Genomic DNA, 12,885 nt, shown 5'->3' on the forward strand with positions numbered 1-12,885 from the left:
TGTCGGGGGATGGCTTTACGGTCACCGACGTGGTGCAGCACTGGTCGCCTATGTCGCAGTTGCAGCGCTCCCCCGAGCTGGGGGTCTGGTATGTATTCGACAAGAGCCGGCGCATCGCGATCATTCGCTACGTGGAGGTCCGCGGCCGCCGACTGCTGCGCTCGGTGACCTTCGACCGCGACCCCGCCGAGCGGCAGCTCATCGGATACTTCCCGGAGGATGCGATGCGTCTCGCGGTCGAGTTCACCTGGTGGGAGTACATCAAGCACACCGGCCGGTCGACGAGCAACCGACGCTGAGGCAGGCCTAGGCCGACTCGGGCGGCGGATCGGTCCGCACGTCCTCGGGCAGGTCCGTCGCGATCGCACCCGTGCGCAGGTCGCCGTAGTAGGTCACCGCCTGCTCGGCCTCCGAGCTGGTGCCGTACACGGGCGACACGATGACAAGGAAATCGCGATCGGCGCCGGCTCCTCGCTCGGAATCTCGTCGACAAGGCAATCCCGGTAGACGTGGCCGCTGTAGTAGCCCTCTCGCCCGTCAGCATCCTTGCGCCACAGCTTGTCGGAGTCCTTCTGCAGAAGCAGGGCGTTCGCCAACGACAGCGTGATACCGAACTCCACGCCTGGGTGCGCCGCCTGGGCGGTATCGAGCACTTGGTCGACGAGCTGCTGCACGGTCACGCCGGTCATGCGGAGATCTCCGTTTCGTCGGTGACGTCGGCCGTCTCGATCGAGTCGCGATCGGCGTCGTAGATGAGCCACGTCCGGTCGTTCCACTGGTTGCGGTAGACGATCCCGCGAGGCGTCAGGGAGTGCCAGACGGCGCCGGGGTTGTACTCGGCGACCCACTCGGCCGCGAGCTGGTCGGCTGCGGCGCGATCCTCGGCCGTGCCGCTCTCGGTGGAGCGAACGTGCGCGGCCCACACGGGACGGGCGGCGGTCAGCTTGCGCTCATCCCGACGCAGCTCCTCGATGAGGGCGGGCAGGCACCCGCACTCGTCCGTGGCGTCGTGGTGGTAGCCGATACAGCGGTCGTCGGTGCATCCGCACTCGTCGCCGCGCCAATCCTTCGCTGACTCGTACCCGTGGCGTTTCGCCCACTGACCGGGGGTGATCCCCGCCCATCGCAGCGTCTCTCGCGCTTCGTGGTTGAGCTGCGTCATGGTCACTCCCCCATCGGTCTGCCCTGGGGCAGTTCTCGAGCCCCCACGGGCGGAAACGGCTTGCCGCCGTTGTACTGGCGCTCTAGCCGCTCGACTTCCTTCATAGCGGCCCCGCTGAGGAACTGCGAGAGGCTGCGCACGCCTTCGTAGGGGATGGTGTGCATGATCGCGCCACGGATGCGGTCAGTGTCCTCCTGCTCCTGGTAGAACGACACCTTGGGCGGGTACTTGCTGCGCTTCTTCGGTGCGGCCGCCTGCGGCTCTGTGGCGCTCTCTGCAGGCGTGGCCGGTGCGACAGGCGCGGGAGCGGCTGCGGGAGGCTCCTGCGGCGTCTCAGCGGCCGGTGCGATGGGGTTCCGCCCGCTGAGGGTGGAGCGTTTGCGTTCGGGTCGGGCGCTCATGCGCGTACTCCTTCGAGGGTGGTCAGGTGGCCGCTGTAGAGGCCGCTGAGGGCGGTTGCTTCGGCGCTCCCCCACTCGTCGAGGCCCTTGGATGCTTCGACGGCATCCGCGATCACGACGCGCTTGGGAACCGGCGGGGTGAGCACGCGCAGTCCGCGTGCCTCGGCCGCCTCGGTGAGGTCGTCGAGCCAGGCGCGGCCGCTGACGGTGTTCTCCTCGTGCTGGTTGATGAGGATGCCGGCGACGTCGAGCTGCGCGTTGTAGTGCTCGCGCACGAGCGCGATCGTGTCGAGGAGCTGCGTCAGGCCGTTGGCGCTCCACAGCTTCGAGTGCGTCACGACCACTACCCCGTCCGCGGCCGTCAGGCCGTTGCTGGTGAGCTGGTCAAGGCTCGGCGCGCAGTCGATGAGGATCAGGTCATAGTCGTCTGCAACCTCGCGCAGCGCGGCGCGTAGGCGGCTCTCTCGGCCCGCTCCGGCGATCACGAGTTCATCGCGCACACTGCCGAGCTCGACGCCCGACGTCGGCACGAGGTCGAGGCCGGGCCACAGTCCCGGCACGATGACGTCGCGCAGCGTCTCGTCGGCGTGCTTGCTCAGCGCATCGGCTAGGCCGGGCTGATCTTCCTCGACGGTTTCGGCTGCGATCGACGTCGTGAGGTTTCCCTGCGGGTCGAGGTCGACGGCGAGCACGCTACGCCCAGCCAGCACCGCGGCGCGGGCCAGGTGGAATGTCGTCGTGCTCTTGCCGACGCCGCCCTTCTGATTGCAGAGGGCGAGGATTCGAGCGGTCACGGTGTCACCTTTCATGTGTAACGGCAATAGTACTGTTAGGGGTGCGCCCCACGGTGGAGGCGCACCCCTGAGTGCGGGATCAGAACGGGGTGTCGTCGCCCTGGTCGGCGGTCGAGGGCTTGCCGACCACGCGGACGCTCTGCCCGCGCAGGCTCACCGCGATTTCGTCGGCTCGGACCTCGTGCTGCAAGCGGCTCCCCTGGTCGCCCTTGTACTCGGTGACGCGGTAGCGGCCGGAGAAGCGCCAGTTCGGACACGTGAAGGTGCGCTACCGGGGATTGAAGAAGAACACGGCGCAGTTGAAGACGCTGTTCGCGCTGTCCAACCTGTGGATGGTGAGGAACAAGGTCGGGAGCTTGGTGGGATGAGTGCGCCCGCAGGCTGCCAAAAGGCAGCGAAGACCGCAGAAAAGCGGTGATTGAGGGGCACCGAGAGGCGATTCGCAGCAACACGGAGCCGCGATTCACTGCAAATCGACTTGCTCCCATGACAGTCAACTCGCAACCACGGTCAAAAGTGATTCGTGCAGACCATCCTTAGGGTGCCGCTCCAAAAAAAGCATCTATTAGGCAACTATAACCTCATCCTTCACAATGATACGTCCATTTTTAATTACGCATAGTCTTTTTGCTTGGTCGATTATTGCCCATTGTGGTGACAACGAATTTAATACAACAAGATCGGCCTTTTTACCAACTTCTATCCCATAGTTCTTTTCAATTCCTAAAACTCTAGCACCCTCTGACGTTATCATTTTCCAAATTAGTCCCAAATCTCTGTTTGTCTTTAACTCTAATCTCTGAGTTTCGATCAGAGCCCCTTGTACCATATCACCGTTGCCAAAGGGAACCCAAAAATCTCTGATATTGTCCGAAGCACAGCCAAGATTGATGCCAGCTTCAAGCAGCTTTATCACCGGCATAGTAGGCGGTGTACTACTAAAACAGGTAACAAATTTCATACCCGAATCCTTGTACAATGGGATTGCCTCATCGAGCCATTCGGACGGAGCATCTGCAAAACACCAGGCATGACTCGTAGTTACTCTACCCTTATACCCATTTTCAATTGTCTTTTGGGCAAGACGATTTATCGAATATACTCCAACAGTTCCAATATCATGTATGTGATAGTCGATATCAACATCGTATTCCTTTGCTAATTTAAAGCATAGGTCTAAAGAACCCTCAACATTATTTTCCCGCGTAGCAGGATCAACTCCCCCAACTAAATCACAGCCCATATCCAAGGATTTTCTAATCAATGATTCAGATTCCAAATCAACGAAAAATCCACTCTGTGCAAAGGCTACGACTTGTATATCGATAAGATCCTTTAACTCTTCCTTGGCTTCTAAAACTGCTTCCACTGCTTTTGTTTTAGCAACTGAATCTACATCTACATGGGTCCGGGTGTATAAAGTCCCATGGAGTACCTGCATGTGAGCATGTTCTATCACATGTCTTTTTATTTCTTCGTGGGTAGCATTTTTATAATATTTCAAGCCATCCTCGATGGCAGCATCGATGGCAGCATCCCTTGTATAAGGTCTGCTCCAAAACTTCGGTAATCTTTCACCTGTGCTCGTAAATGACTTATCCATATGGGTATGTGCATCGACAAATCCGGGAGACACAAGGTTACCCTTTGCATCAATTTCGTCTTTTACGGTTCCTTCAATTTTAGCTTCTATTTTGATTATTCTGTCACCAACAATCCCAATATCATATACACTGTCTTTTTCACTTAGATAGGCGTTTCTAATGATTAAATCAAAATCTTTACTCATTTTTATCCTCATTTTTTAAACTAGGACTTGTAACTTCGAGCCTTCTTTTTGGTAGATTTAAACTAACTTTTTAGGTTCGGGAATAATAATCGTACCAGCTTCCCCTTTTAAGGCCCGTCCAATTTATTCCGGAGAGGTAATAATCGACTTATGGCCTCCGTTTTCAACAAACAATAAAGCTGCTTCCATTTTTGGTCCCATGCTGCCTGGCGGAAAGTGGCCCTCTTGTTGATACCTACGCCCTTCGCTGACTGTAATCGTATCTAGTTCCTTTTGTGACTCCTTTCCATAGTTAATTGCGACATGACTCACCCCTGTAAGTATTACAAAGGTTTCAGCTCCTACGTCCCTGGCTAGTTGTTGGCCGGCTAAGTCTGTTAACACGAGGTGGTACCCATTTTTTATCAAATCAACAAGGTTAGAACACATTTCTTTGATATTAACCACCTGTTCCTGAAAAGTACCCTTCTGGTTCTCTTTTGTAATGGCATTACCCCCAAAAGCTATGACAATACTTTTTCCCATTTAACTACCCCGTTATTTTTAATTTTTGCAGCTATTTTACATATTCTTGGACAAAAGCCGATAGAGCTTTGTTAAAGCAGGCTTTAGGGGGATTTACAAGGCCAGCCCCTATTTGCCCTACCCCAGGTTCTTTATGAGCTATCCCTGTATTTATTTGCGGTAAAATTCCAACTTCAATAACTTTTCTGAGGTCAATCCCGGTAGCACTACCTCGGAAATTAAACTGAGGAATATTAAAGAATTTATGCTCGTCCAAAGTTATCTCATACATACGGTTAGAACAGCTAAAAGCATCTTCTACGGAGCCCCCGACAAACTGGGTAATAGCTGGAGCCGCCGCCATGGCAAATCCTCCTATCCCGGCCGTTTCGGTGATAGCACTATCACCAATGTCCGGATTGGCGTCTTCTTCGGTAAACCCTGGGAAAATGAGGCCCTTAACCATTTCAGCGGGAGCTGTAAACCATCTGGTTCCTAAACCACTTATCCGAATTCCAAATTCTGTCCCGTTTCGTGCCATGGTTGTAACCATTGTACTATAAGACGGATAGGAAATTCAACCGCATGAGGCCAAGTATGGCACGAGTTTTGGGCCTCGAAACACGTTCGGCCAAGGAAGGTTGAGCGCTCGCTTGCCGCTCAATGGCAAGAGCTTGGGAGGCAGTATGCATTTGGGCCTGGCGCGCGCGCAGCTGCTTCCCCGCAGCGATGGATACCGCCGCTTCACTGGGTCACCAATTGACGCGCTGGTCTACCTCGTCGGGTTGAGCTGCCAGATCCCAATCCGGCTCGCCTTGCGCACCATCATCCACCGGCGCGTCGCAGCCCTCCCACAGCGGTGGCCCGCGTGCCGGGGTGATGTGCGGGGGGGCAGACTCCACCCCGATGTGGTTCAGGATGTGGCGGATTTCGGCGCTGTGGGTGATGAAGGCAATGATGCGCATCTGCCCACCGCACATGGGGCACAGCAGCGGAAATGCCTCGTAGATGCGGGCAATCAGCACCGCCCACAAGTAATGCGCCGCTCGCTTCGGGCGTGCTTCAGGTTCGGGTGTGGGTGTGGCCGCGTTGCCCGGCGCCGCCACCCCAGGTACGCCCGCGCCAGGTTGTGCAGTCTCCACCGTGGCTGGTTGCGACGCAGCAGGCTGAGCCAGCGCCGTTACCGCCGCTCTCAGCGGCGAGTTTGGTGCCAGCACACCAAAGTAGCGGTGCCGGTGGGTGCGTGGCGGTGGCACCAGCGCGGCGATGCGGTCGATCAGTTCCAGCGGTGTGAGGTGCAGCTCATCTGCCTTGGCACCACGCTTGTCACTGGTGGGCTCGCTGCGCTGTTTGGCACAGCGGTACACCAGTTTGCTTCCCTCTTTGCGTAGGCGCTCCATGGAAAACGGTGGACGCGCGCAATAGCGCAGCAGCCGCTCCAGCGCAGCGCGGTCGTGGGCTTCGATGCAGACACCGGCGTCCACCGAGAAGCCGCTGTGTTTGTAGCCCAGCATGTCTTTGGCGTCACAGTTCTCCAGCAGGCCCCGAGCAACGAAGGCGCGCAGGATGCGTTTTTGCAGTGTGGTCTGCACTGGGGCCACGGTAGCCGCATCGATGCCGGTGGCCGCGTGAAAGATGACACCCGGCGATGAGATTCGAGGGGTCGCTGCTTCGGGGCTGTCGTCGAACAGCAGCTTGGTGAAGCCTTCGTCGCGGCCGTTGGCAATGGCGCGGCCCGAGGCCGTCCAGGGGAACAGGCCCTTCTTGACCTTGATGCCTTGGGCCTTGGCCTGGTCTTCCGTCAGGCCCACCCAAGCCACTTCAGGGTCGGTGTAGGCCACGCTTGGGATCACGCGGGCGTTGAAGGCGGCGCTTGCCAGCTCTTTGTTGCCTTGCAGTTCACCGGCAATCACTTCTGCCGCCACGTGTGCCTCATGCACCGCCTTGTGCGCCAGCATGGGCTGGCCCACGATGTCGCCGATGGCAAAGATGTGCGGCACGTTGGTGCGCATCTGGATATCGACGTTGATGAAGCCACGGTCCGTGACGGCCACGCCAGCCTTTTCAGCAGCGATCTTTTTGCCGTTGGGCGTGCGGCCCACGGCCTGCAGCACCAGGTCGTACACCTGTGGCTCGGGGGCGGTGCCGCCCTCTTCCGCTGGCGCGAATGTGACCTTGATGCCTTCAGGTGTGGCCTCGGCACCGACGGTTTTCGTCTTCAACATGATGTTGTCGAAGCGCTTGGCGTTCATCTTTTGCCAGATCTTGACGAGGTCGCGGTCGGCGCCCTGCATCAGGCCTTCCATCATCTCCACCACATCCAGGCGTGCGCCCAGGGTGCTGTACACCGTGCCCATTTCCAGGCCGATGATGCCGCCACCCAGGATGAGCATGCGTTTGGGCACGCCGCTGAGCGCCAGCGCGCCGGTGGAATCGACCACGCGCGGGTCGTTGGGCATGAACGGCAGGCGCACGGCCTGGCTGCCAGCGGCGATGATGGCGCGCTTGAAGGCGATGACCTTCTTGGTGCCCGTCTTCTCCTGGCCCGTGCCGGTGGTTTCTTCCACTTCGAGGTGGTTGGCGCCGACAAAGGCACCGTAGCCGCGAACGGTGGTGACCTTGCGCATTTTGGCCATGGCGGGGTCTCCTCGTTTTCAGTGCAATAAGTGACGGTACGCAAAGCTAGCACTGGCGCGGGGGTGGTCTGGGTAGACCGTTGATTTCATTGACTTTCCTGTTCGCTTTGTAAACGGGTATGGTGGCCTCCCACTTTTGAGGTTCACGATGCAGGGTTGGCACACAACGTTTTTGGGGATGCGTGGGCTCCCCCGCGATATCAGCGACTTCGAGATGAAGGCATTTTTCACCTTCGATGGTGCCGAGCGCGACGCAATCAATGCACGCCGAGGTGATTCCCACAAGCTTGGTCTGGCGCTCCATATTGGTTTCCTGCGCATGAGTGGGCGTTTGCTCGGTGCCTTTCGGGTAATTCCAGTAGCCTTGTGGCGCCACCTTGGCAACGAGCTTGGCATTGCAGCACCAGAAGTCGCCTCGCTGAGAGCCATGTATGAACGCGGGCGCACGCTATTCGATCACCAACAAGTAGCCTGCACGGTCCTTGGATTCCAGTGGATGAGCGAGCACCAGCGCCGCTCACTGGTACGTGAACTGCGCGACGAAGTGGCGCGCTGCGCCGACCGCGATCAGCTACTCGTGCGGGCGCGTCAATGGCTGTACAAGAACAAGCTGGTGATCGTGCACGAGCGGGCAATTCGGACACTGATTGCGGCGGCACTTGCCCAGCTTGAAGTTGAAACAGGCACCGCCATCGCCGCCAGCGTTGATCCAGCAACACTTGATCGCTGGCGAGCCTCAGTTTCAGAGCTGCGCCCAGATGGACAAACCCAGCAGAGTTGGCTATGGGCTGCACCGGCGAAACACTCAACCCGCCAAATCAGCGAGGTACTGGAGCGCATCGACCTGCTTTACACGCTGGACGTTCATAAGCACCTGGCAGACATCCCCGATCTCATCTTGCGCCGCTACGCGCGCCGACTTGTCTCCAGGCCGCCCTCAGCCGGAGCCAAGATCAAAGAGCCAGCGCGCACCGTGGAGGTCGCATGCTTTCTTCGGTATTGCCTGTTCACCACCACAGACCAGTTGATCCTTATGGTGCAGCGCCGGATCGCCGATCTGTGGCGTCAGGCTGCCGCCGATGTCCCCGCTACCGTCAATTGGGCCGCAATGTACAAAACGCTGCTCGGCGAACTTGTTGCCTTGAGCGCGCAAGGTGCGGTGCCAGATGCTGAGTTGCGTGCCCGTCTTGAAGCCTTGATCACCGAAACCCAGAAACGCAAACCACCGAGCAGGGCCTCCCTGGTCCGCGAGGGATTGATTGATGGAATTCGCCCCGTGCGGTCGTTGCTCGTCGCCATTGCAAAGCTGCCCTGGCAGGCCACCGGCGAGCATCCTGCCATCGAGTACCTTGCCAAGCTGCAAGCTTTATATCTCAAAGGATCCAGAAAGCTGCCAGTTGAAGTGGTGGCACCAAGTCTGGGAATGATCTGGCAGGTTTCGATCTCCAGCCCAGACCGGGAACACACTCAATCCGGAGAGGCAAGAAATGCAGTTGAACGAGGCTGCATAAAAACACGGTCTACACGACAACTACGTTGACAAACACCGGTGTTTCGTGAAACCATGCCATCAGACAGGTTTACCAGAAAAAGGGAGATACCATGAGCCACACCGCCACACCTGCAAAAGCTGCCGTTACTCTTTACACCGGGTTTCACCAGCTGGTCACCGGGGATGTCGCGGGCACGGTGCTTAATGGCGTCGATATTCTGGTGAGAGACGGGGAGATTATTGGCCTTGGCCCGGATCTGCCCCGAACTCTGGCCCCAATTGGCGTTGGCCAGGAACAGGGTGTTGAGGTGGTGAACTGCCGGGGGCTGACCGCCTATCCGGGGCTGATCAACACCCATCACCATTTTTTTCAGGCCTTTGTCCGCAATCTTGCCCCCCTCGACTGGACCCAGCTTGATGTGCTGGCCTGGCTGCGCAAGATCTACCCGGTGTTTGCCCTGGTGGATGAAGACTGCATCTACCACAGCACAGTGGTGTCCATGGCGGAGCTGATCAAGCACGGCTGCACCACCGCGTTTGATCACCAGTACAACTACAGCCGCCGGGGTGGACCCTTTCTGGTGGACCGCCAGTTTGATGCCGCTAACCTGCTGGGGCTGCGTTTTCACGCCGGGCGCGGCTGCATCACCCTGCCGATGGCGGAGGGCAGCACCATTCCCGATGCCATGCGGGAGAGCACCGATACTTTTCTTGCCGATTGCGAACGCCTGGTGAGCCGCTTTCATGACCCGCGGCCCTTCGCCATGCAGCGGGTGGTGGTGGCGCCCAGCTCGCCGGTGATTGCCTACCCGGAAACCTTCGTCGAGTCTGCCCGTCTGGCCCGCCACCTGGGGGTGAGCCTGCACACCCATCTGGGGGAGGGGGAAACCCCCGCCATGGTGGCCCGTTTTGGCGAGCGCAGCCTCGACTGGTGCGAAAACCGGGGCTTTGTCGGGCCGGATGTGTGGCTCGCCCACGGCTGGGAATTCACCGCAGCGGACATCGCCCGCCTTGCCGCCACCGGCACCGGTGTTGCCCATTGCCCGGCGCCGGTGTTTCTGGTGGGTGCCGAAGTCACCGACATTCCCGCCATGGCGGCGGCAGGTGTGCGGGTGGGCTTTGGGGTGGATGGCCACGCCTCCAACGACAGCTCGAACCTCGCCGAGTGCATCCGCCTTGCCTACCTGCTCCAGTGCCTGAAGGCCAGTGAGCGCCAGCATCCGGTGCCAGCTCCCTATGACTTTCTGCGCATGGCCACCCAGGGTGGTGCGGATTGCCTCAACCGGCCTGATCTCGGCGCCCTCGCCGTGGGCAGGGCTGCGGATTTCTTTGCCGTCGATCTGAACCGGATCGAATACATCGGCGCCAACCACGATCCACGGAGCCTGCCCGCGAAAGTGGGTTTTTCCGGCCCCGTGGACATGACCGTGATCAACGGCAAGGTGGTGTGGCGCAACGGTGAATTTCCGGGCCTTGATGAAATGGAGCTGGCCCGGGCTGCGGACGGGGTGTTTCGCCGGGTGATTTACGGCGATCCTTTGGTGGCAGCCCTTCGACGGGGCACCGGTGTCACACCATGCTGAGGCCGGTGATGAGTTTCTTGAGCAAAAGGTTTATTGCCTCGGGTCTACCATAACCCCCGTAGAGTGCCATGGATGCATAGTAGTGGGTGATGAAATAGGCGACCAGATCCCGGTCCACCGGCGCGCCTTTTTGCTGTTCGGCAATGTCGAAATACGGCCCCAGAACTTTTTTGTACATGTCGACCCGGGCATCGAAACTGATAAGGCTCAATTTTTTCAGGTAGCTGGTATTGGCGGCGCTGAGCTTCTGGGCAAGGTCACTGGTAAAGAAGTGGTGCAGGTAATCTGTCACCACATCCAGCCGGTTTTCCGCCGAAGGGTTTGCCTCTATGGCATTTTGCAGGCCCGATTCAAATTCGCTTCTGATCTTTAAATAGATGCTGGTCAGGATTTCTTCGACAGTGCTGAAGTGGCGGTACAGGGAAGTTCTGGAAATGTTTGCCAGCTTGTAGATCTCGGTCATGGTGATGCCGCTTTCACCCTGTCGCAGGGTGAGTTCAAGTGCCGCAGCAATGATTCTTTTCCGGGTTTCAAGAGCTCTGGTGCCTGGTTCTTTGGTCATGTCATACCGTCAATAATTCAGAAGAGCGCAATGTTCGAGCTTGACTGTTCGAGCTTGACTATTCGAGTTTCAATGTTCGGCCTGGCGAGCCAGGCATGGGCAGCCCTGATCATGGAGAGCTCTCGATAACTCGATAATGCGCAGCTCTCGATGATAACCAGCTCTCGATGATAACTAGCTCTCGATGATAGGCAGCTCCCGATCTGCATGGCAATGGTTGCGATGCACCGGATCTTGCTACGGGACAGGGATGTTTTCACTGGCGGAGGTCTTGCAATACCAATCCGTTGCAAGACCAATCTCCTTGCAAGACCAACCCCGGTGATGGCGAGGGATTATCCGGTAACTGCGGTCACAAAGCCAAGGCCCACAGTCACAACGCCTCGGCTCATAGCGGCGGCAGCAGTACGTAGTAGGCGCCGAGCACCACGGCAAGACCGTAGGCGATGGGGTGTACCTGGCGGGCGCGGCCGGTGATCACCATGGCGATGGCGTAGACGATCAGCCCTATGGCCATGCCATCGCTGATGGAGGTAACCGCCATCAGGATCAGGGTCAGGGTGGCAGCGCCGCCGGTGATGACATCGGAAAAATCGATGCGCGCCACTTCCACGAACATCAAGAGGCCAATGAACACCAGTGCCGGGGCCGAGGCCTCGGCGGGAATGATAAGAATCAGCGGGTTCAGATACAGGGCCAGGAAAAAGAACAGGCCCACGAAAATGGCGACAAGGCCGGTGCGCCCGCCACTTTCGATACCGGCGGCGGATTCGCCGAAACAGATGGCGGTGGAGGTGCCCGCCAGGGAGGCGCCGATGGCGGCCATGGCATCCGCCGACAGGGCCTCGGTCGGCTTCAGCATCGCGCCCTGGTCATCGACAAGACCGGCCCGCTGGCACAGGGCGTTCATGGCCGCGAGGGAGCTGAACAGGTCCATGAACACCAGGGACAGCATGGCTGGCAGGGCAATGCCGAGATGCGACCACAGATAGCCAAAATCGAGCGCCAGCCACAGGTCACCAAAGCCTGTCGGCTGGGCCAGGGCGGCGCTCGGCATCGGAGTCAGGGAACCTGTGGCTGTGGGGATAAAAAAGCCGATGGCGGTGAGCAGTATGATGGTGAGAATGATCGCCCCGGGCACCCGCCGGGCCATGAGTCCCATGACAATCGGGATGCCGGACAGCGCCAGCAGCACCGTGGGTGCCGTGACCACGCCGATCTGCACCAGGGAGGGGGCCGGGGCCGCCACCACAATGCCCGCCGTTTTGAGGCCGATGAACATGATGAAAAGACCGATGCCCGCCGTCAGCGCCCGGCGCAGGGCATCGGGGAAGGCATCGAGCAGCAGCCGCCGGATGCCGGTGAGGGTGAGGACAAGAAACACCACCCCGCTCCAGAACACCAGCCCCAGCGCGCCCTGCCAGGGCACGCCAAGGCCCAGAATGAGGGTGTAGGCCACCAGTCCATTGGCGCCCATGCCGGGCGCCACGGCGATGGGCAGATTGGCCATGAGCCCCATCAGAATGGAAAAAACCCCCGCCACCACGGCGGTGATGGTGAGCACCTGGGCTCTGTCCATGCCGGCATCGGACATGATCAGTGGATGCACCACCAGGATGTAGGACATGGTGGCAAAGGTGGTCACCGCCGCCAGCAACTCCCGCTGCACGGTAGTGCCCCGGGAACTCAGTTCGAAAAAGCGGTCCACCCGCTCCATCGGGGTAGGCATGGGGGTAGGGGTGCAGTCGGGCGCGGCGGTATCAGCAGACTTGTTCAAGGGCAGCCTCGGGAGCAGTGGCAGCAGCGGATGGTTTTGAAAACCTGTCCAAATGGTCTGCAAATTGCGTACCGACGGCTGTTGTTCCGCTTTGATCTGTGCCAGGACAAGGGTTTGTGCACATTGTTCAGACTGTGATTGTCTGACCTGTTGTAAAGGATCAGACGCCAGACGTTGCACGTTAG

The 12,885-nt window shown here is 58.9% G+C and carries 11 protein-coding genes and 5 pseudogenes; 4 read left to right on the plus strand and 12 right to left on the minus strand.

Annotated features, from left to right (window positions below):
- Positions 1-29: 29 nt before the first annotated feature.
- Complete coding sequence (locus tag ACZ43H_RS00380; protein WP_464583108.1) at positions 30-299, plus strand: hypothetical protein; 270 nt, start codon at positions 30-32, stop codon at positions 297-299.
- A gap of 7 nt (positions 300-306) precedes the next feature.
- Here the strand turns inward: ACZ43H_RS00380 and ACZ43H_RS00385 are convergent, their stop codons facing one another.
- Genes ACZ43H_RS00385 through ACZ43H_RS00405 form a run of 5 tightly spaced genes read right to left on the minus strand, consistent with a single transcriptional unit; the run spans position 307 to position 2,357 of the window.
- Positions 307-429, minus strand: coding sequence for a hypothetical protein (locus ACZ43H_RS00385; protein WP_276319067.1), 123 nt, complete (start codon positions 427-429; stop codon positions 307-309).
- Entirely contained in the window at positions 393-689 is a 297-nt protein-coding gene (locus ACZ43H_RS00390; RefSeq protein ID WP_130110731.1) for a hypothetical protein, read from the minus strand. The genes ACZ43H_RS00385 and ACZ43H_RS00390 overlap by 37 nt, the downstream gene beginning before the upstream one ends.
- Positions 686-1,162: a hypothetical protein gene (locus ACZ43H_RS00395; RefSeq protein WP_130110732.1), complete on the minus strand. Its 477-nt coding sequence runs from the start codon at positions 1,160-1,162 to the stop codon at positions 686-688. The genes ACZ43H_RS00390 and ACZ43H_RS00395 overlap by 4 nt, the downstream gene beginning before the upstream one ends.
- A 2-nt stretch (positions 1,163-1,164) precedes the next feature.
- Positions 1,165-1,563, minus strand: coding sequence for a ParB family protein (locus ACZ43H_RS00400; RefSeq protein WP_130110733.1), 399 nt, complete (start codon positions 1,561-1,563; stop codon positions 1,165-1,167).
- A complete protein-coding gene (locus ACZ43H_RS00405; protein WP_205879336.1) occupies positions 1,560-2,357 on the minus strand; it encodes a ParA family protein in 798 nt (265 codons plus the stop codon). Before ACZ43H_RS00405 ends, ACZ43H_RS00400 begins: the two co-directional genes overlap by 4 nt.
- A 239-nt stretch (positions 2,358-2,596) precedes the next feature.
- Between ACZ43H_RS00405 and ACZ43H_RS00410 the strand changes: the two are divergent.
- Positions 2,597-2,725 (plus strand): annotated as a pseudogene (locus tag ACZ43H_RS00410) (IS5/IS1182 family transposase); the annotation flags it as partial.
- Positions 2,726-2,922: 197 nt separating this feature from the next.
- Here ACZ43H_RS00410 and atzC read toward each other — a convergent pair.
- The 5 genes and pseudogenes from atzC to ACZ43H_RS00435 all read right to left on the minus strand — a co-directional run.
- Complete coding sequence (gene atzC / locus ACZ43H_RS00415; protein ID WP_011776997.1) at positions 2,923-4,146, minus strand: N-isopropylammelide isopropyl amidohydrolase; 1,224 nt, start codon at positions 4,144-4,146, stop codon at positions 2,923-2,925.
- Between the two features lie 123 nt (positions 4,147-4,269).
- Positions 4,270-4,671: an amino acid kinase family protein gene (locus ACZ43H_RS00420; RefSeq protein WP_464583112.1), complete on the minus strand. Its 402-nt coding sequence runs from the start codon at positions 4,669-4,671 to the stop codon at positions 4,270-4,272.
- 31 nt (positions 4,672-4,702) lie between these two features.
- A pseudogene (locus ACZ43H_RS00425) lies at positions 4,703-5,212 on the minus strand (oxamate carbamoyltransferase subunit AllG family protein); the annotation flags it as partial.
- Positions 5,213-5,402: 190 nt separating this feature from the next.
- Positions 5,403-6,317 (minus strand): annotated as a pseudogene (locus ACZ43H_RS00430) (IS91-like element ISCR8/ISPps1 family transposase); the annotation flags it as partial.
- Positions 6,318-7,298 (minus strand): annotated as a pseudogene (locus tag ACZ43H_RS00435) (dihydrolipoyl dehydrogenase family protein); the annotation flags it as partial.
- A gap of 136 nt (positions 7,299-7,434) precedes the next feature.
- Between ACZ43H_RS00435 and ACZ43H_RS00440 the strand changes: the two are divergent.
- Both ACZ43H_RS00440 and ACZ43H_RS00445 read left to right on the plus strand, forming a co-directional pair.
- Positions 7,435-8,748, plus strand: a pseudogene (locus ACZ43H_RS00440) (Tn3-like element IS1071 family transposase); the annotation flags it as partial.
- Positions 8,749-8,888: 140 nt separating this feature from the next.
- A complete protein-coding gene (locus ACZ43H_RS00445; RefSeq protein ID WP_011777000.1) occupies positions 8,889-10,361 on the plus strand; it encodes an amidohydrolase in 1,473 nt (490 codons plus the stop codon).
- Here the strand turns inward: ACZ43H_RS00445 and ACZ43H_RS00450 are convergent.
- Both ACZ43H_RS00450 and ACZ43H_RS00455 read right to left on the minus strand, forming a co-directional pair.
- Complete coding sequence (locus ACZ43H_RS00450) at positions 10,348-10,923, minus strand: TetR/AcrR family transcriptional regulator (RefSeq protein WP_011117161.1); 576 nt, start codon at positions 10,921-10,923, stop codon at positions 10,348-10,350. The two genes, ACZ43H_RS00445 and ACZ43H_RS00450, sit on opposite strands and share 14 nt — an antisense overlap.
- Before the next feature lie 388 nt (positions 10,924-11,311).
- Positions 11,312-12,640: an NCS2 family permease gene (locus ACZ43H_RS00455; RefSeq protein ID WP_031217402.1), complete on the minus strand. Its 1,329-nt coding sequence runs from the start codon at positions 12,638-12,640 to the stop codon at positions 11,312-11,314.
- Positions 12,641-12,885 lie beyond the last annotated feature (245 nt).

Source organism: Nocardioides sp. DN36, assembly GCF_055380375.1.